Below are 22,328 nucleotides of genomic sequence, written 5' to 3' on the forward strand. Positions count from 1 at the left end.
GTCCCCTTCTTCAGCCCAGATCGTGGTCGGGAATGCGGCCGAGTTCGCCGTCGATGAAGCTCAGCAGTTCCTCGGCGGAGGCGGTCCGGATACGCGTATCGACGCTCTCGGCGGCCGGGGCCGAGGTCGCCGACCAGCGGCCGGCCAGGTCACGCAGGCGGTCGGCGATCCGGTCGCGATCCGCATCGCCCATCTCGTCGGCGAGCCGCTCCCATCGATCCAGTTCCGCCCACAGCACGTCGGCGGGTGCGGGCGGACGCAGGGCGTCGAGCACGGACGCGGCGAGGTCGGTCGGCGTGGGCCGGTCGAAGACGACGGTGGCGGGCAGGGTGGTTCCGGTCGCCACCGCGAGCCGGTTGCGCAACTGCACGGCGGTCAGGGAATCCAGGCCGAGTTCCTGGAACGGGCGATCGGCCTCGATGCCCATCGCGTCGGCGATGCCCAGGACCGCGGCCACCTGCACGCGCACGGCATCCACCACGGCGGCGAGTTGCCGCGGCTCGTCGAGCTCGGCGAGCCGGGCGCGCAGGACCTCGGCGGCGTCGGCGGTGACGGCGGCGGGGCGCGGCGGCGCGGATCGCGGTGTGTCGTCCGCTGTTTCGGAGTCGGCGCCGAGGGCCGGAGTACGGAACTCCACGGCCCCGGCGGTGAGCACCGGGTTGCCGACCAGGTCGGTCAGGTATGCGGCGACCGAGTCCTCGGCCAGCGGCCGCACGTGGGCCAGGATGGCGTCGGCGCCGGTCGCGTGCAGGCGCACATCCTGCCAAATGACCGGTGCCAGTAGCGAACTCGCGCCGATGGTACTCGGCAGGGCCGCGTCGAGCAGCTGCGGGTGCAGCACGAAACCGGTGGCCTGCGTGGCCGACTCGGCGGGCACTCGGTGTTCGACGGGCGATTCGGCGAGCACCGGCGCGGTCGGTTCGCCGCCGCGGGCAAGTGTGGCGGTGGCGATGGCGGTCCAGGTGCCGCCCGCGGACCTGGCGCGGATCCCGGCGGTGCGCCGGCCCGTTTCGTCGGCCGCGCCGATGACCACGTGCAGTTGGGCCTCCTGCCCTTCGGGGACGGTCAGCGCTCTGGTCAACTCCAGGTGCTCGAGGTGGTCCGCGCCCACTTCATCACCGGCTCGCAGCACCATGTCGACCAGGACCGCGGGCGGCACCAGGGTCGTCCCGGCGGTGGAGTGGGCGGACAGCCACGGCAGCGCGTTCGGGTTCAGGCCACCTGTGAGCAGCACGCTGTCGGCGTCGGGCAGATGCAGTACACCCGTCAGGATGGGGTGCTCGATCGGATCGAAACCCGATGTCGTGGACGTGGTGCTGGGATGCAGCCAGTATCGGTCGCGCTGGAACGCATAGGTGGGCAACGCGATTCGCCGCGCACCGGTACCCGCGAAGAACGCCTCCCAGTCGACGTCGACACCGAGGCAGTGCAGCTGCGCCACGCCCGCGATGAGCGTCTGTGCCTCATCGGTGCCGCGCCGCTGCAGGGCGATGGCGGGGGTGTCGGTCAGCTGGTCCGCCAGTGGGGTGAGGACGGCGTCGGGTCCGATCTCGGCCATCGCGGTAACGCCGAGATCGGCCAATGTCGTTGCGGCGTCGGCGAATCGGACCGGCTGGCGAATCTGATCGACCCAGTACCGAGCGGTGGTGGGCGCGGTGATCCGGCCGGTCACCGTCGAGACGAACGGGATGCTCGGTGCGGTGTAGGTGATCGATTCCGCGACGGTGCGGAATTCGTCGAGCATCGGTTCCATCAATGCCGAGTGGAAAGCATGGCTGACCGCCAACCGCTTATGACGGCACCCCAACCCAGCGACCACCGCCAGCACCTCGTCCTCAGGACCCGACAACACCACCGACTCCGGACCATTCACCGCCGCAACCGAAACCAACTCACCCAGCAACGGCAACACCCGCTCCTCGGACACCGACACCGCAACCATCGCCCCACCCACAGCAAGCGCCTGCATCAACGCACCCCGCGCCGCCACCAAACGCGCCGCATCCGGCAACGACAACACCCCCGCCACATGCGCCGCCGCGAACTCACCCACCGAATGCCCGGCGACGTAGTCGCACCGAATCCCCCAGTGCGCCAGCAACCGTGCCAGTGCGACCTCGACCGCGAACAGTGCGGGCTGGGCCATATCGGTGCCATCGAGACCCGCACCGGAGATGATGGTCTCGCGCAGGGGCCGGTCCAGCAGCGGGTCGAGGTGGGTCGCGACCTCATCGAACGCGGCAGCGAAGGTCGGGAAGCGTTCGTACAGGTGCATTCCCATGCCGGGGCGTTGCGCACCCTGACCGGTGAAGACGAAGGCGGTCGCGCCGGACGGCGCCGCGACCGGGGCCGCGTCGGTGAGACCGTCGAGCAGGTCGTCGGCGCCGCGGCCGATCGCGGCGGTGCGGTGTTCGAACGCGGTGCGCGCGGTGGCCAGCGAATACGCGATATCCAGATCCCGCACCGACGAACCCGCCACGAACTCACGCAATCTCACCGACTGCGCCTCGACCGCCGCAGCCGACCTACCCGAAACCAACCACGGCACCACCGGCAACTCCACCGACACCGCAAGCGACTCAACCGACTCCAGCTCAGGCGCCTGCTCGATGATCACATGCGCATTCGTCCCACCGAACCCGAACGACGACACACCCGCCCGCCGCGGCCGCCCCGTCTCAGGCCACTCCCGCGCCTCGCCCAGCAACTCCACCGCCCCCAACGACCAATCCACCTCAGGCGAGGGAGTTTCCGCGTGCAAGGTGCGCGGCAACACACCGTGCCGCATGGCCTCGATCATCTTGATCACCCCACCCACACCCGCAGCCGCCTGCGAATGCCCGATATTGGACTTCAACGACCCCAACCACAACGGACGCTGCGCCGCCCGATCCTGCCCATAGGTCGCCAACAACGCCTGCGCCTCGATCGGATCACCCAACCGCGTCCCGGTCCCGTGCCCCTCCACCACATCCACCTCGGCGGCGGAGAGCGCCGCGTCGGCCAGCGCGTCACGGATGACGCGTTCCTGGGACGGACCGTTGGGCGCGGTCAACCCGTTCGACGCGCCGTCCTGGTTGACGGCCGAACCACGCAGCACCGCCAGCACCTCGCGGCCGTCACGGCGCGCGTCGGAGAGTCGTTGCAGCGCCAGCAAGCCCGCGCCCTCCGCCCAGCCGGTGCCCTCCGCGCCCGCACCGAACGACCGGCACCGACCATCGACGGACAAACCACGCAACCGCGAAAACTCCACGAACGCCTGCGGAGTCGACATCACCGTCACACCACCGGCCAACGCCAGATCACATTCACCACGACGCAACGACTGCGCCGCCAAATGCAACGCCACCAACGACGACGAACACGCCGTATCCACCGCGATGGCCGGACCTTCCAGGCCCAGCGAGTACGCCAGCCGACCCACCGCGATACTGCCCGCACTACCCGCGAACAGATACCCTTCGAACTCCCCACCCACACCGGGACGCATCCCGTAGTCGGAATACATCACACCCGCGAACACACCGGTCCGTGACCCCCGCAGGCTACGCGGCACCACGCCCGCCGATTCCAGGGCCTCCCAACCGGTTTCCAGCAACAGCCGCTGCTGCGGATCCACCGCCAGGGCCTCCCGCGGTGACAAGCCGAAGAAGCCCGCGTCGAACAGATCCGCATCCAGCAGAAACCCGCCACCGCGGCTATAGGACCGTCCCAGCCGCTCGGCGTCACCGTCGAACAGCGACCCCAGGTCCCAGCCACGATTCGTCGGGAAGTCCGACACCGCGTCCACACCGCCGAACACGAGCTCCCACAACTGCTCCGAATCGGTCACGCCACCCGGATAACGGCAGCCCACGCCGACGATCGCGATCGGCTCGTCGTGTTCCGCGGCCACGGTGGCGGCCGCCCGAGCCCGAGGCTTTGCCCCGATCAGTTCGCTCGACAGCCGCGCCGCCAGCGCGGACGGCGTGGGGTAGTCGAAGACCAGGGTCGCGGGCAATCGCACGCCGGTGGCTTCGGCCAGCCGGTTGCGCAGCTCGACCGCGGTGAGCGAATCGAACCCGAGATCCTGGAAGGACCGGTCCGCGCCCACCGCGCTGGATGCCGAATGCCCCAGCACTGCTGCGGCATTGGTGCGGACCAGGTCCAGCAGGGCCGCAGCGCGCTCGGCCTCGGGCAATTGCGACAAGCGCGCCGCGAACCCGCCCCGCGGAGCCCGTCGCGTCCGCGCCGCCGGTACCAGGCGGCGCAATACCGCCGGGACCTCGGTACCCGAGGAACGCAGGGCGGTGGTGTCGAGGCCGGTCGCCGCGAGCAGTGGGACCTCGAGGGTCGTCGCCAGGTCGAACGCGCGCAGCCCGGCGGCGGTCGACAGGGGCAGCACACCGATGCGGCGGATGCGCTCACGGTCGACGGTGCTCATCTCATCGGTGATTCCGCTGGCCTGCTCCCACAGACCGTAGGCGATCGACGCCGCGGGAAGCCCCAGCGTCCGTCGGTATTCGGCCAGTGCGTCGAGGAAGGTATTGGCGGCGGCGTAGTTCGCCTGGCCCGCCGTGCCAACCAGGCCCGCCAGGGACGAGAACAGCACGAACGCACCGAGATCCAGGTCGCGGGTGGCCTGGTGCAGCGCCCAGGCCGCGTCGACCTTCGGCCGCAGCGCGCTCGTGACCTGCTCGTCGGTCAGCGATTCCACGATGCCGTCGGCGAGCACGCCCGCGGTGTGCACGACGGTATGCACCGGGTGCTCGGCCACCACCGCGGCCAGGTCGGTCGGATCGGTGACGTCGCAGGCGATGACGGCGACCTCGGCGCCGCGCTCGGTCAGTTCCCGCCGCAGTTCGGACGCACCGGGCGCCTCGAGGCCGCGCCTGCTCACCAGGAGCAGCCGCAGCGCACCGTGCGTGTCGACCAGATGTCTCGCGACGGCTGCGCCGAGTGTCCCGGTGCCGCCGGTGATGAGGACGGTGCCCTGCGCCCAGGGATTGCCCGCGGGCGCGGCAGCGGTGCGGGCACGCACCAGACGCGGGACGTACAGCACCCCACCGCGAATCGCCACCTGCGGTTCGCCGCTGGCCACCGCGGCGTCGAGGCTGTCCCAGGAGCGGGGATCCGCGTCGATGTCGATCAGGGTGAAGCGGTCGGGCTGTTCGGTCTGCGCCGCGCGAATCAAGCCCCAGGCTCCGGCCTGCGGGAGGTTCCCGGCATCCGGGCCGGCGGCGGACTCGGTGATGACCACCAGGCGCGAACCGGTGAACCGGTCATCGGTAATGGCTGTGCGCGCGAGCGCCAGTGTGTGGTGGACGAGATCATGTGCTGCCGTGGGGATGTCGGCGTCCGGGTCCGCGGTGGGGAGTTTGGTGACGACGACGGCGTGCGGGCCGGCGACCGCGTCCAGATCGGCGTACCGGGTCGCCACGTTCGGCACGTCGCCGATGGCCGCCCAGCCGGTGCGATCGGATTCGGTTGCCGTCGTGTGAATTTCGGTCCACTCGAGTTCGAACATGGTCTGGTCGTCGACGGCGCCGGAGGCCTGCGGACGCAAGGCCAGGGCGTCCACGGCGGTGATCGTGGTACCGGACTCGTCGGCCACGATCATGGCGACCGCGTCCTGGCCGGTCGAAGTGATCCGGACTCGCAGCGACGTCGCAGCGACCCGGGGAATTGTGACCCCCGACCACGAGAACGGCAGCAGCGCGGGCCGATCGGTGTCGGAGATGCCCGGGACGAGGGGGTGGGCCGCGGCATCGAGCAGGGCCGGGTGCAGGGTGAATCGGTCGGCGCCCGCCGCGTATTCCTCGGCCAGCGTGAGCTCGGCGAACAGCTCCGCGCCGCGCCGCCACAGCCGCCGCAGTCCGGTGAAGGCCGGACCGTAGTCGTAGCCGTGGTCCGCCGCGCCGTCGTAGGCGCCCTCGAGATCGACCTCGTGTGCGCCGCGCGGCGGCCAGTCCCCGAGCGGGGCGGGTTCGGTGCTCTCGTCGGCGGAGCCCAGCAGGCCGGTGGCGTGCAGCCGCCATTCCCGATCGCCCGCGAGCCGGGAGCGGACTTCCAGCTGCCGCTTGCCGGTCTCGTCGGCGGCGGCGATGCTGACCCGGATCGTCACCGGCTGATCGGCGAGTTCCAGTGCCGCCGCGATGGTGAATTCCTCGACACGGGCCGGTTCGGCCGCCAATTCGGCGGCCGCCCGGAAGGCCAGCTCGAGCAGTAGCGTGCCCGGGACGATCGTGGCGCCTTCGATGGTGTGTTGGGTGAGCCAGGGCTGAGTATTGGGGTCGAGCACACCGGTGAGCAGCACGCTGTCGATGTCGGACAGGTGCAACACCCCGGTGAGGATCGGGTGGTCGACCGGATCGAAACCCGATGTGGTGGATGTGGTGTTGGGGTGCAGCCAGTACCGGTCGCGCTGGAACGCATAGGTGGGCAACGCGACTCGCCGCGCACCGGTACCGGCGAAGAACGCCTCCCAGTCGATGTCGATGCCGTGCGAGTGCAGGTGCGCGAGGGCGGTGATCAACGCCTCGGGTTCGAAGCTGTCGCGGCGCTGCAGCGCCACCGCGGGCGTGCTGGTGACGGCTTCCAGCAGCGGCGTGAGCACTGCGTCGGGGCCGATCTCGGCAATGGCACTGACACCGAGCCGGTCGAGAGTCGTTACGGCGTCGGCGAAACGGACGGATTGCCGGACCTGGTTCACCCAGTAGTCGGCGCCCGTCGGTTCGGTGACCTCACCGGTGAGGGTGGACACGAACGGGATCGTGGACGGCGAATAGGTGACGGTCTCCGCGGCCGCGCGGAACTGGTCGAGCATCGGTTCCATCAATGCCGAGTGGAAAGCATGGCTGACCGTCAACCGCTTATGACGGCACCCCAACCCAGCGACCACCGCCAGCACCTCGTCCTCAGGACCCGACAACACCACCGACTCCGGACCATTCACCGCCGCAACCGAAACCAACTCACCCAGCAACGGCAACACCCGCTCCTCGGACACCGACACCGCAACCATCGCCCCACCCACAGCAAGCGCCTGCATCAACGCACCCCGCGCCGCCACCAAACGCGCCGCATCCGGCAACGACAACACCCCCGCCACATGCGCCGCCGCGAACTCACCCACCGAATGCCCGGCCACCGCACGGACATTCACGCCCCACGAGCGCAGCAACCGCCACAGCGCGACCTCGACCGCGAATAGCGCGGGCTGGGCCATGCCGGTGCCGTCGAGACCCTCGCCGGTCGCGATCAGCTGCCGCAGCGAACAACCCAGCAGCGGATCCAGTAGTGCCGCAACCTCATCCAAGGCCTCGGCGTAGGCCGGGAAGCAGGCCGCCAGTCCGTCGCCCATGGCTATCCGCTGTGCGCCCTGGCCGGTGAACACCACGCCCAGACCGCCATCGCCCGCAACGATCGGCTCGAATTCGGCTGTGCCAGAACCGGGCCATATGACTGTGCGGTGTTCGAAGGCGGTGCGCGCGGTGGCCAGCGAATACGCGATATCCAGATCCCGCACCGACGAACCCGCCACGAACTCACGCAATCTCACCGACTGCGCCTCGACCGCCGCGGGCGTCCGACCCGAAACCAACCACGGCACCACCGGCAACTCCACCGACACCGGCTGCGACTCAACCGATTCCAGCTCAGGCGCCTGCTCGATGATCACGTGCGCATTCGTCCCACCGAACCCGAACGACGACACACCCGCCCGCCGCGGCTGCCCCGTCTCGGGCCACTGCCGCGCCTCGATCAGCAACTCCACCGCGCCGGAGGACCAATCCACTTCCGGGGTCGGTGCGTCCGCGTGCAGGGTGCGCGGCAGCACACCATGCCGCATGGCCTCGATCATCTTGATCACACCACCCACACCCGCAGCCGCCTGCGAATGCCCGATATTGGACTTCAACGACCCCAGCAACAATGGCTGCTGCGCGGACCGGTCGCTGCCGTAGGTCGCCAGCAGCGCCTGTGCCTCGATCGGATCACCCAGCCGGGTGCCCGTCCCGTGCCCCTCCACGGCGTCGACCTGGCTTGCCGACAATCGGCTGTCGGCAAGGGCCGCCCCGATCACGCGCTCCTGTGCCGGGCCCGACGGCGCGGTCAATCCATTGGAGGCCCCGTCCTGATTGATCGCGCTGCCACGGATCACCGCCAGGACATCGCGTCCCGCCGCCACCGCGTCCGATAACCGTTGCAGCACCAGCAAGCCCGCGCCCTCCGCCCAGCCGGTGCCCTCCGCGCCCGCACCGAACGACCGGCACCGACCATCGACGGACAAACCACGCAACCGCGAAAACTCCACGAACGCCTGCGGAGTCGACATCACCGTCACACCACCGGCCAACGCCAGATCACATTCACCACGACGCAACGACTGCGCCGCCAAATGCAACGCCACCAACGACGACGAGCACGCCGTATCCACCGAAATCGCGGGGCCTTCCAACCCCAGCAGATACGCCAGCCGACCCACCGCGATACTGCCCGCGCTACCCGCGAACAGATACCCTTCGAACTCCCCACCCACACCGGGACGCATCCCGTAGTCGGAATACATCACACCCGCGAACACACCGGTCTGCGTCCCGCGCAGGGTGCGCGGCAGCAATCCCGCCGATTCCAGGGCCTCCCAGCCGGTTTCGAGCAACAGCCGCTGCTGCGGGTCCATGGCCAGCGCCTCTCGCGGGGACAGCCCGAAGAAGCCCGCGTCGAACAGATCCGCATCCAGCAGAAACCCGCCACCGCGGCTATAGGACCGCCCGGCCTGCCCGGCGTCACCATCGAACAGCGACCCCAGGTCCCAGCCGCGATTCGTCGGGAAGTCCGACACCGCGTCCACACCCCGGGTCACCAGGTCCCACAGTCCCGCCGGATCGGCCACCCCGCCCGGATAGCGACATCCCAGTCCCACCACGGCAATCGGCTCGCGCATCGATTCCTCGACGGCCGCCAACTGCTTGCGGGCCTGGTGAGAATCCGCGATCGCCCGCTTGAGGTATTCGCGCAGCTTCGACTGGTCGGACATCGGCCATCGCCTTTCAGAGAATGTCGGAAAAAGCAAGGGGGGTAAGGGAATTCAGTCGAGCTCGTCGACGAGTGCGTAGAGTTCGTCGTCCGTCGCCGAATCGAGATCGCCTTCGAAGTCGGCATCGGCGGTGACCAGGCCCAGTAGTTCCCGCAGCCGGGCCGCGATGGCCGCGGCCGGGCCCGCCGAGGTGTCGGTCAGAGCGGCCGAAATGGACGGGCGCAGCGCATCGATCAGTTCCAGCACCGGCACCTCCGGCGATCCAGTGTCGAACCCGAGCCGCCCGGCCAGATGTTCGGCCAGGGCCGCCGGGTTGGCGTGATCGAAGATCAGTGTCGCGGGCAGGGAGAGAGCGAGCGCCTTGCCGAGGTCATTGCGCAGCTCGACCGCCATGAGCGAGTCGAAGCCGAGCTCCTGGAACGACCGGTCCCGGGTGACCATGGCGTCGTCGTCGTGACCGAGCGCCGCCGCGGCGCGCGCCCGGACGAGTTCGACGAGCGCCTGGATCCGCGCGTCGGGTTCGAGCCCGGCGAGCCGCCCCGGCAGATCCGGTTCGGCCGACGCCGCGGCGGCGCGGCGCACCCGGGTACGGACCAGCTCCCGCAGCGGCGCAGGCACACCGGATTCGTTGGCGCGCAACGCCTCCTGATCGAGCCGGGTCACCGCGAGCACCGGCTCCCCGGTCCGTACCGCGGCATCGAACAGATCCAAGGCCTCCGCCGGATCCAATGGCAGCAGACCCGAGCGGGCGAGTCGCCGCAGATCCACATCCTCGAGGTGACCGCTGAGCTCACTGCTCCCGGCCCACAGGCCCCATGCCAGCGAGGTCGCGGGCAGGCCCTGGGCGTGCCGGTACTCGGCGAGACCGTCGAGATAGGCGTTGGCCGCCGCGTAGTTCGCCTGCCCGGCGGTGCCCAGCAGTCCGGCCACCGAGGAGTACAGCACGAAGGCCGCCGGATCGTGGTCGAGGGTGAGCTCGTGCAGATGCCAGGCCGCGTCGAGTTTGGGCCGCAGCACCCGATCGAGTTGCTCGCGGGTCAGCGCGGTGACGACGCCGTCCTCGGTCAGGCCGGCGGTGTGCACCACCGCGCCGATGGTGCGGTCGCCGATGGCGGCCGCGAGCGCGTCGCGGTCGGTCACGTCGGCGGCCACAATGGCGACCCGGGCACCGGATTCGGCTAGCTCCGAGCTCAATTCGAGCGCACCCGGCGCCGCCGGGCCGCGCCGGCTGATCAGGAGCAGATCCCGGGCTCCGTGCCGGGTGACCAGGTGGCGCGCCAGGAGCGCGCCCAAGGAGCCGGTGCCACCGGTGATCAACACCGTGCCCCGCGTCCAGTCCGGTGCCTCCCCCGTCACCTGCCGCACTCGCTCGAGGCGTGGGGCGACCACCTCGCCATCGCGAAGGACGACGTGCGGTTCACCCGATCGTGCGGCCCGGTCCAGGATGTCGCGCGAACGCACCGAGTCATCGATCTCGATGACGGTAACCCGTCCCGGATTCTCCGCGTCCGCCGACCGGACGAGCCCGCGAATACCGGCGTGGCCGAGCTCGCCCGCCGCGGTGACAATGGCCAGCCGCTCGCCCTCGGACTGGGCCAGCCAGTTCCGGACGGTCTCCAGGATCGCGTGCAGCACCGCCTTCGGCGCGCCGGTCGGCGCTTCGACGATCCGCACGCCGACGCCGTCCTGGTCGGCCGGCACGGGCCGCAGGCGCGCGACGAACAACCCGTCCACCTCGGTCGCGGCCGTGATCACCGACCGCGGACGCAGGACCAGCGAATCGACTGTGGCCACGGGTGATCCGGCCGGATCGTCGGCATGCAGGGATACCCGCAGCGCATCGGTTCCGGCGTCCTCGATATCGATCCGCACCCGCAGTGCGGTCGCCGCGGTCGCGTGGATCCGCACGCCGCTCCAGGCGAAGGGCAGCCACGACCGCGTGGCCTCGTCCGTGACCCCGGGCAGTAGCGCGTGCAGCGCCGCATCGAGCAAGGCCGGGTGCAGATCGACGCGATCGCCGTGGCGCGACTGCGGGAGTTCGACCGCGACGTACAGGGCGTCGGCGGCGCGGCGCACGCGCCGCAGTCCCTGGAACGCGGGCCCGTACTGGTAGCCGAGCTCGTGCAGCCGCTGGTAGACGCCGGTGAGATCGATGTCCGAGTCGTCGATCGGCCCGACCGTTCCGGTGGTCCGATCGGTAGTACGTGCGACCACGAATCCGGTTGCGTGCGTTACCCATTCGCCGTCGTCGGTGCGGCGCGAATGGACTTCGACGGCGCGCCTGCCGTTTTCGTCGGGCAGGCCGATGCCGACCTGGACGGTGGTGCCGCCGGACGGCAGGACGAGCGGCGCACCGATGGTCAATTCCGCCAGCTCGTCACAGCCGACCCGGCCCGCCGCGTGCAGGACCATATCGACCAGCGCGGTACCCGCCACGACCGCGACACCGTCGATGGCGTGGTCGGCCAGCCACGGCACCGACTCGACACCCAATCGGGCGGTGAACCGGATCTCGTCGCGGTTCGCGATCGGGACGGCCGCGCCCAGCAGTTCGTGCTCCGCGGCCCCGAGTCCCAGACCCGCAAGATTCGTTGTCCGGCCCGATGGTTCGAGCCAGTACCGCTTGTGCTGGAAGGGATAGGTGGGCACCGCTACCCGATGCGCACCGGAGTACAGGCTGTCCCAGTCCACCCGGTGACCTCGCATGCCGGCGATCGCCACGGCCGCGACCAGCGTCTGCCGCTCCGATCTGCCCCGGCGCAGCACGGGCGCGGCGAAACCGTCGGTGGCGGTGAGCGTCTGCTGCGCGAGCGCCGAGAGCACCCCGTCCGGTCCGATCTCGACGAAATCGGTGACGCCGACCCGCTCCAGGTATTGGATGCCATCGAGGAAGCGCACCGGTCGGCGAATGTGGCGGACCCAGTACCCGGGATCGGTCACCTCAGCGACCTCCGCCAGCCCACCGGAGACATTCGACACCAGCGCAATCGCCGGCGGAAGGAAGTTCAGATCCGCTATGGCGCTGTGGAATTCGTCGAGCACGTCATCCATGTGCGGTGAGTGGAAGGCGTGACTGACCGGCAGTTGCCGCACCTTGCGGCCACGCTCGCGCCACACCGCGGCGACCGCGGTGGCGGCGTCGGCATCACCGGAGATCACGGTCGATCGGGGACCGTTCACGGCGGCGATCACCACCGCCGACCCGTGCTCGGCCAGTGTCTGTTCCAGCTCCGCCTCGGTGGCCTCGATCGCGATCATCAGCCCGTGCGAGCGGGCCGCCTGCATGAGCCGCCCGCGAGCGGCGACCAGCGTGGCGGCATCCGGCAGGTCGAGCACCCCGGCCGCGTGCGCGGCGGCGACCTCGCCGATCGAGTGGCCGGTCAGATAATCCGGTCGCAGACCGTGACTTTCGACCGTCCGGTACAGGGCCGTCTCGACGGCGAACAGCGCGGCCTGCGCGAAATGCGTCTGATCGAGCAGGGCCGAGTCCGCGGAGTCCTCCGGAGCGAACAGCACCTCGCGCAGCGGGCGCACCAGACCGGTATTCAGGAGCGCGCAGACCGCGTCGAAGGCCGCGGCGAAAGTCGTCGACGTCTCGTACAACTCGCGGCCCATCCCGAGCCGCTGACTGCCCTGGCCGGTGAACAGCAGGCCCAACTTGCCGCGCGCCCCCCGACGGGCGCGGGCAACCGCGGTATTCGGCCGGTCCCGCGCGATATCGTCGAGCGCTTGGGCCAGCTCGGCGCGCTCACCGGTGAACGCGGCACGGACATCGTGACGCGCCCGCCCGGTCGCCAAGGTGAGTCCGATATCGGCCGGGCTGGAATCGGTGTCGGCCAGGTGGTCACGCAGCCGCGCGGCGACCTCGCGCAGGGCCGTGTCGTCCTTGGCCGACAGAATCCACGGCACCGGCCGATCCGGGGCGGCGGCTTCGGGAGTACGCGGGGCCGGCTGTTCGAGGATGACGTGGGCATTGGTACCGCTGACGCCGAACGACGACACTCCGGCCCGCCGCGGCTGCCCGGTTTCCGGCCACGGGCGCGCCTCGGTCAGCAGTTGCACCGCGCCGGACGACCAATCCACATGGGGACTCGGTATTTCCGCGTGCAGGGTGCGCGGCAGGATGCCGTGCCGCATGGCCTCGATCATCTTGATCACCCCACCCACACCCGCAGCCGCCTGCGAATGCCCGATATTGGACTTCAACGACCCCAACCACAACGGACGCTCCACCGCCCGATCCTGCCCATAGGTCGCCAACAACGCCTGCGCCTCGATCGGATCACCCAACCGCGTCCCGGTCCCGTGCCCCTCCACCACATCCACCTCGGCGGCGGAGAGCGCCGCATCGGCCAGCGCCGCGCGAATCACCCGCTCCTGCGCCCGGCCCGAGGGCGCGGTCAATCCATTGGAGGCGCCGTCCTGGTTCACCGCCGAGCCGCGCAGCACCGCCAGCACCTCGTGGCCCGCCGCCAGCGCGTCCGAGAGTCGTTGCAGCACCAGCAATCCCACACCCTCCGACCAGCCGGTGCCGTCGGCGGTGGCCGCGAACGCCTTGCACCGGCCGTCGGCGGACAGACCGCGCTGCCGGGAGAATTCGACGAAGGTGTTCGGGGTGGACATCACGGTCACGCCACCGGCCACCGCGAGATCGCATTCGCCGCGCCGCAGGGATTGTGCGGCGAGGTGCATGGCCACCAGCGAGGACGAGCAGGCGGTATCCACCGTGATCGCCGGACCCTCGAAACCGAAGGTGTAGGCCAGGCGGCCCGAGATCACACTGGACAGATTGCCCGCCAGCAGCAGGCCCTCGAATTCGCCCGCCGCGCCCTGCACCCGGACCGCGTAGTCGTCGTACATGGCGCCGGTGAAGACACCGGTGCGGCTGCCGCGCAGGGAGGCCGGGTCGATGGCCGCGTACTCCATTGCCTCCCAGGCCGTTTCGAGCAGCAGGCGCTGCTGCGGGTCGGTGGCGGTCGCCTCGCGCGGGGAGATTCCGAAGAAGTCCGCGTCGAAAAGGTCGGCGTCGTACAGGAACCCGCCGTTCTTGGTCGAGGAGGTGCCCGGCCGTTCCGAGCGCGGATCGTAGAGCTCGTCGATGTTCCAGCCGCGGTTGCGGGGGAACTCGCCGATGGCGTCGACGCCGTCGGCGACCAGTCGCCACAGGTGTTCGGGACTGCGCACCTCGCCGGGATAGCGGCAGGCCATTCCGACGATCACGATCGGGTCGTCATGGCTGGCCCGCGCCGTGGCTCTCACCCTGGCGGCCGGACGCTGCGGCCGCAGCAGATCACCGAGGTGAGCGGCCAGCGCCGTCGGCGAGGGATGGTCGAAGACGACGGTAGCGGGCAGCGTGAAGCCGGTGTCGGTACCGATCCGGTTGCGCAGCTCGAGACCGGCCAGCGAGTCGAAGCCGAGTTCCCGGAACGCGGTGTCGGCCTCGAGGTCGGTGGTCGAATCGTGGCCGAGCACAGCAGCACTCGCACCCAGCACGTAGTCCAGAATCGCGGCGACCCGCTGATCTTCCGGGATCGCGTCCATGCGCTGCGCCCACGTGCCGTCGGTGGTCCGACCCGCCCGGCGCACCGGGACCCGCAGAATGGCCGGGGCGGCTGGCACACCGAAATCGATGGTCGCCGCGATGACGGCCGGATCCGGGCTGCCGAGGGCCGCGTCGAAGAGCGCCAGGCCCTCGTCGACGGTCAGCGGCGGGGCCCCGAGGCGCTTCCAGCGCTCGATATCGGCCGCGGACAGACCCGTCCCCATGCCGACCGAGGTATCCCACAAACCCCACGCCAAGGAGCGAGCGGGCAGACCCGCCGCGGCGCGATGGGCGGCGAGGCCGTCGAGATAGGCGTTGGCGGCGGCGTAATTGCCCTGCCCGGCCGTGCCGACAGTGCCCGACAGCGAGGAGAACAGCAGGAACGCGTCGAGATCCAGCGCGGCCGTGGCCTCGTGCAGATGCCAGGCGGCGTCGACCTTCGGGCGCAGCACGGCGTGAATCTGTTCCGCGGTCAGCGCATCGATCATGGCGTCGGCGAGCGTGCCGGCGGCATGCACCACCACACGCAGCGGCTGCTGCGCCGGTATTGCCGCGAGGACCTCGGCGACCGCCGCCGCATCGGCCATATCGGCCGCGAGCACCTCGACGGTCGCGCCCACCGCGCGCAAGTCGGCGGCCAGGTCCTCGGTCCCGGGCGTCGCCGGTCCACGGCGGCTGACCAGCATCAGATGCCGCACGCCGTGCTCGGCGACCAGGTGCCGGGCGAACAGCGCACCGAGCCCACCGGTGCCGCCGGTGATCAGCACGGTGCCGTCGGTCCGGATCGGGTTGTCCACGAATGCGCTTGTCCGCGTGGCCAACCGGGGAATGCGCAGTGCGCCGCCGCGGACGGCGAGCTGACCTTCGCCGGTCGCGGCGGCGCGTCGCGGCCAGTCCCCGACCTCTTCCTGCGGTGGTATGTCGAGCAGCACTATCCGCCCGGGATGTTCGCTCGCGGCGACCCGTCCGAGTCCCCACACCGCGGCACCGGCCAGGTCGTCGACCCGCTCGCCGCCGCTGGTGGCGACGGCGCCCCGCGTGACCAGCACGAGCGGCGAGTCCGCGGGCCCGGCCTCGCCGAGTAGGCGCTGGATCGCTTCCGTCGCGCGGACCGTCGCCGCGTACACCTGCTCGGGTGCGTGGCCGGGTTCGAGCACGACGGCGACGACATCGGTGTCTGCGGTCGCGGGCTCGGGCAGCGGTTGCCAGGCCACGGTGTACAGCGGCGGCCGGGCGACGAAGCCGTTGGTGGCGGTCGGCCGGAAGTCCAGCGCCCCGACGACGGCGACCGGTGTGCCTTCGTCGGTGGTGACCGTGATTTCGACCGATGTCCGACCGGTCCTGATCAGCCGGGCGCGCAATGCGCTGGCACCCGAAATCCCGACGCGCACAGAGGAAAACGCGTATGGCAACAGGACCTCACCCGGGTTCGCCCCGTCGGACAGGTCGAGCACGAGCGGATGCAGGACGGCGTCGAGCAGTGCGGGGTGAATCCCGTAACGACCGGCATCGTCGATGCGGCCGTCGGGGAGGCGAACCTCAGCGAACAATGCCTCGTCGCTGCGCCAGACCCGGGTCAGGCAGCGGAAGGCGGCGCCGTAGTGATAGCCGAGTCCCGCGAGTTGCTCGTAGGCGTGATCGATCGGCTGCTCGACGGCGTCCGACGGCGGCCACCCACCATCCAGGCCGTGCGCGGGTGGGGCCGCGGCGTCGAGGAATCCGGAGGCATGCCGGGACCACTGCGCGTCCTCGGCGATCCTGGCGTGGATCGTGAAGGGCCGCCGTCCGGTGGCATCGGCGGCCTCGACGATCACCTGCACCTCCACCGGACCGTCCAGCGGCAGCGCGGCTTCGACCACTACCTCCGAAACCTGCTCCGCTCCCAGGCGATCCGCGGCGGTGACCGCGAAATCGACGAACGCGGCCGCGGGCAGGATCGCGGACCCGGCAATGACATGGTCACGCAGCCAGCCGTGTTCGGCGGTCGTCAGCCTGCCGCTGAACAGCACCTCGTCACGGTCGGCGCGATCCACCCGGGTGCTCAGGATCGGATGTCCAGCCTCGGCCCGCTCGCCGCCGCCGCGCAGCCAGTAGCTGGCGCGCTGGAACGCGTACGTCGGCAATTCGGCAGGGGTCGCGGGAGATTCGACGAGGGCGGCCAGATCCGCGGCCGAGCCGTTGACGTGCGCGGTGGCGACACCGGCCACGAAGGTCTCATCCTCGGGACGGCCCCGGCGCAGCAGGGGAACCGCGATCGACGCCGAGGTCTCGAAGGATTCGCTCGCCATGGCGGTGAGCACGGCGTCCGGTCCGATCTCCACGAACACCCGGACGTCGTCGCGCTCGAGCCGGCGAACGGTGTCCAGGAATCGCACGGTGCCGCGCAACTGCCGCACCCAGTGGTCCGGCGAGGTCAGCGTGGCACGGTCGGGCGACAGTGTGGAGACGACCGGAATCGTGGGGTCGGTGAACGCGACCGATTCGGCAATGCGCCGGAATTCGTCGAGGGCATCATCCATGTGCGCCGAGTGGAAGGCGTGGCTCACCCGCAGCGCGTGCGTACGATGGCCCGCGCGCCGCCACTGGTCGGCGACCGCCTCGGCGGCGTCGGTGTCGCCGGAGATCACCACCGAGGCGGGTCCGTTCACCGCCGCGATGTCGACCGCGCGGCCCGCGATGGACGCGGCTACATCGTCGGCGGGCGCGCCGATCGCGATCATCGCCCCGCCCGCCCGGGCCGCCTGCATGAGCCGGCCGCGGGCGGCGACCAGTTTCGCGGCATCGAGCAGACCGATACCGCCCGCGACGTGTGCCGCCGACAGTTCGCCGATCGAATGACCCACCACCACATCCGGAATCAGACCCACCTGGCGGCACAGCGCGGCGAGCGCGACCTCCACCGCGAACAGGGCGGGCTGGGTGTACTCGGTGCGTTCCAGTGCCTCGGCGTCACCGCGGACTACCTCGCTCAGCGGCACCGCCAGCCACGGTTCGAACGCGGCGCACACCTCGTCGAACGCCGCGGCGAACACCGGGAAACGGTCATACAGCTGCTGCCCCATGCCGATTCGCTGGGCGCCCTGACCGGTGAACAGGAACGCCGTGCGCGCAGTGCGGGTGGCCCGGCCCGAAACCAGCTGCGGCGCGTCGGTCCCGTCTCGCAGCGCCGCGAGACCGGCCAGGAAGTCGGCGTGAGTGCGGCCGAGGACGACGGCCCGCTCGGGCAGCAATGCCCGCGTCCGCACGAGCGCGTGCGCGAGCGCGCCGACGGGCGCATCCGGCCGGGCCGCGACGAACTCGCCCAGCTTGCCCGCCTGAGCACGCAATGCCTTTCGATCACGGCCGGACAGCAGCCACGCCACCGGCCACGCCGAATCGGTCGCCGCGGATGTGGTTGCGGTAATCACGGTTTCGGCCTCTTCGAGGACCAGGTGGGCATTGGTCCCACTGATCCCGAACGAGGACACACCAGCGCGGCGCGGACGGTCCTTCCGCGGCCACTCGCGCTGCTGAACCAACAATTCGACAGTGCCCGAAGACCAGTCGACATGCGGCGTGGGCGCATCGACATGCAGGGTGCCGGGCAATACGCCGTGCCGCATGGCCTGCACCATCTTGATCACACCGGCGACACCGGCGGCCGCCTGGGTGTGTCCGATATTCGATTTCAGCGACCCGAGATACAGGGGTGCGCCCGACTCGCGGTGTGCGCCGTAGGTGGCGAGCAGGGCGTCGGCCTCGATCGGGTCACCCAGCGCCGTGCCGGTGCCGTGCGCCTCCACCGCGTCGACCGCCTCGGCGGTCAGCCCGGCATCGGCGAGGGCCGCGCCGATGACTCGTTGCTGCGCCGGGCCGTTCGGCGCGGTCAGGCCGTTGGACGCGCCGTCCTGGTTGATGGCGGTGCCGCGGATCAGCGCCAGCACCCGGTGCCCGTGGCGGCGCGCGTCCGAAAGTCGTTCCAGCAGGAGCACTCCGGCTCCCTCGGACCACGCCGTCCCGTCGGCGGCCGCGGCGAACGGTTTGCAGCGCCCGTCGGGCGCGAGCCCACGCTGCCGGGAGAACTCCACGAACATACCGGGATTGGCCATCACGGCCGCGCCCCCGGCCAGCGCCAGTGTGGTTTCGCCCGCGCGCAGCGAGCGCACCGCGAGGTGGATGGCGACCAGCGACGACGAGCACGCGGTATCCACCGTCAACGCCGGTCCGAGCAGACCCAGCTGGTAGGCGATGCGACCGGACATCACGCTGTTGGTGGTGCCGGTCAACACATAGCCATCGGTGCCCGCGGCGGGCGTGTGCATGCGCGGCCCGTAGTCGGAGCTGGTGGCGCCGACGAATACTCCGGTACGCGTACCGGCCAGCGACTGCGGATCAATGCTCGCGTGTTCGATTGCCTCCCAAGAGGTTTCGAGCAGTAACCGCTGTTGCGGATCCATGGCCAGCGCCTCGCGCGGGGAGATTCCGAACAGTGCCGCGTCGAACTCATCGACGCGTTCCAGGAAGCCGCTGCTCCGGACGTAGCTGGCGCCGGGCCGGTCGGGGGACGGATCGAACAGCGCCTCGTCCCAGCCGCGGTCGGTGGGGAATTCCGTGATGGCGTCGACGCCGTCGGCGACCACCCGCCACAACTCGTCCGGGCCGGTGATGCCGCCAGGATACCGGCAGGCCATGCCGACAATGGCGATCGGATCGTCGCCTGCCGCCCTGACGGCTTCGGGCTCACCGTCGTCCGCAATCCCGGTGAGCTTGGCGTTCAGGTATTCGATCAACGCCGCGGGTGTCGGGTAGTCGAACAGCAGCCCGCCGGGCAGGCTCAGGTCGGTGGCGCGGGCGAGGGCCTTGCGCAACTCCACCCCGAGCAGGGAATCGAATCCGAGGTCGCGGAAGCGGGCGTGAGGGTCGACGCGCTCCGAGCCGTCGAGGCCGAGCACGGCCCGGATGTGCCCAGTGACCAGCGATTCGACATCGTCGGCCGCCGCAGCGGGGCGGGTGGCCGTCGCAGCGGAAGTGACGGCCGCCGCCGGAACCGTCGCGGCGGTTTCACGGTCGCTCCGGGCCGTGCCGCCGATCAGCGGATACGAGCGACGCTGGAATGGATACGTCGGCAGGTCCACGACCCGCGCCCCCGCACCGGAGAACAGTGCGGACCAATCGATCCCCATACCGCGCACGAACAGCTCGGCGGCGGCCGACACGACGGTGCCGGGTTCGTCCCGCTCCGGCCGCAATGCGGGTACCGCGGTCATGTGCTCCGGGTGGACGGTCGCATCGGCGATCATCGCCGAGCACACCCCGTCGGGTCCGAGCTCGAAAAACTTGGTGGCGCCCTGTGTTTCGAGCCCCCGGACCGCGTCGAGGAACCGGACCGGCCGCCGGATGTGCTCCACCCAGTAGTCCGCCGACGCCCACTCCTGCGCCGGACCGCCGGTCACCGAGGACACCGCCCGCAGGCTCGGCTCCTCGAAGCGCAGAGTACGCGCGACTGCGGCGAATTCGTCGAGCATCGGTGCCATGAGCGGCGAGTGGAAGGCATGGGAGACGTTCAGCCGCTTGACTTTTCGCCCCCACTCGGCGACCTGGGCGGCGATGTCGAGCGCGCCGCGCTCCGGCCCGGCGATGACCACCGCGCGCGGTCCGTTGCTGGCGGCGATCCCCAGATCGGGTAGCCCGGCCAGCAGGGGCGCGATCTCGTCCTCGGTGGCCTCCAGCGCGATCATGGCGCCGCCGCTCGGCAGCGCCTGCATGAGCCGCCCGCGCGCCGCGACGAGCGTGGCCGCGTCCGTGCGTGACAGCACACCGGCCACATGCGCCGCGGCGATCTCACCGATGGAATGCCCGGCGACGAATTCCGGTGCGATGCCCCAGGATTGCACCAGCCGATACAGCGCCACCTGCAGCGCGAACAGCGCGGGCTGCGCGTAGCCGGTTCGATCGAGCCCGTCCCCGGTGGCGATGATCGTGCGCAGTGGACGGTCCAGGACCGAATCGAGGTGCGTCGCGATGGCATCGAATTCCGCCGCGAAGACCGGGAATTCGCGGTAGAGCTGCAGGCCCATCCCGGTTCGCTGACCGCCCTGGCCGGAGAACACCACCGCCAGCTCGCCCGGTTCGACCGCGCCGGTGGCCAGCTGCGGAGCGGGCGACCCGGTGGCGAGCGCCTCGAGTGCGCGGCGCAGGGCCGAGCCGTCGCCCGCGGTGACCACGGCACAGTGGTCGAAGATCGTTCTGGTACGGGCCAGTGACCATCCCACATCGACGGGATCGTGCGCCGCGGCCAGGTGTGCCAACCGTTTCGCCTGGCTCGCCAGCGCTTGCGGCGTGCGCGCCGAGAGCACCCACGGCACCGCCGCGAGCGGGCGGCGCGGCTCAACCACGGGCGCGGTGTTCGGTCCCTCGCCGACCACGACATGGCAGTTGGTACCGCCCATGCCGAACGAGCTCACGCCCGCGACAAGTGGGACTCCAGGTTCCGGCCACGCCGAAAGCTCGGTCTGGACAGTGAGATTGAGCTCGTCGAACGATATCGAGGGATTCGGCGCCGAGAAGTTCAGGCTGGCCGGCAGTTGCCGATGCCGAAGGCAGAGCAGCACTTTGAGCAGCCCGGCCAGTCCGGCCGCGCCCTCCAGGTGCCCGATATTGGTCTTCACCGATCCGATCGGCAAGGGATGCGCCCGTCCCGCGCCCAGCACCGCGCCGAGTGCGGCCGCCTCGATGGGATCACCGATCGGCGTACCGGTGCCGTGCGTCTCGACGTACTGGACGTGCGCGGTGGGGATCCCGGCGCGCCGATACGCCTCCCGCAGAACCTGTTCCTGGGCGGCCTGCCCCGGCACCGTCAGTCCCTCGGTCGCACCGTCGTTGTTGACCGCGCTGCCCCGGATCACGCCGTGGATGCGGTCGCCGGCCGCGACCGCGTCGACCAGCGGCTTGAGCAGCAGCACGACCGCGCCCTCACCGCGCACGAAACCATCGGCGCGCGCGTCGAAGGCGGCGGACGTGCCGGTGGGCGACAGGCCGCCGAATCGCTCGGTCGCGACCGCGGTCGCCGCGGCCAGGTTCAGGTTGACGCCCGCCACCAGGGCCGTGGACGCCTCGCCTGAGCGCAGGCTCTGGCAGGCCAGGTGCACGGCCACCAGGGCCGAGGATTGCGCCGAATCGATCGTCAGGCTCGGGCCGTGCACACCGAGGAAGTAGGAGACCCGATTGGCGATCACACCCCGGCTCACGCCGGTCAGGGTGTGATGGGTGATCGCGTCGTCGGGCAGCGTACCCAGCAGCGCGGCGTAATCGTCGCGGTGCGTGCCCACCAGGACCGCAGCGTCGCTGCCCCGCAGGTCCGCCGGCAGGGTACCGGCGTCTTCCAGTGCCTCCCATGCGAGTTCGAGCACCAGCCGCTGCCGCGGATCCATTGCGGCGGCCTCGCGCGGGGAGATTCCGAAGAACGGCGCGTCGAATCCCTCGACATCGGTCAGGAACGCACCGCGGCGCTGCGGGCGGTCCGCCGATCCGGCGAACTCCATGCGGCCTTCCGGCCAGGACGAGATGGCGCTGGTTCCCGACCGCAGCAGTTCCCAGAATTCGGCGGGGCTGTCGGCGCCGGGCAGGCGGCACGCGAATCCAATGATGGCGATCTCGGAATTATCGGTGGCGTTTATCGAACTCAAAACGACTCTCCCACTCGCCCATTCGGCATATAGTTTGAAACTGACGCCGTCGAGGGCGTGATTTCAACGTAGCCAAGAACCCAAAGCATTCCGGTAATCCGTT

At 70.5% G+C, this 22,328-nt stretch carries 2 protein-coding genes; both read right to left on the minus strand.

All coding sequences use genetic code 11. The features are described from left to right. Positions 1-10 precede the first annotated feature (10 nt). Positions 11-9,019, minus strand: a complete 9,009-nt coding sequence (locus ACQP0C_RS22535) for an SDR family NAD(P)-dependent oxidoreductase (protein WP_433722793.1) — start codon at positions 9,017-9,019, stop codon at positions 11-13. Between the two features lie 51 nt (positions 9,020-9,070). Further along, the gene (locus ACQP0C_RS22540) at positions 9,071-22,225 is read right to left on the minus strand and encodes an SDR family NAD(P)-dependent oxidoreductase (protein ID WP_433722795.1); all 13,155 of its coding nucleotides are present in this window, start codon (positions 22,223-22,225) and stop codon (positions 9,071-9,073) included. Positions 22,226-22,328 lie beyond the last annotated feature (103 nt).

Origin of the sequence: Nocardia sp. CA-129566, from assembly GCF_050956075.1 — a bacterium.
In the GTDB taxonomy this organism is placed as follows: domain Bacteria; phylum Actinomycetota; class Actinomycetes; order Mycobacteriales; family Mycobacteriaceae; genus Nocardia.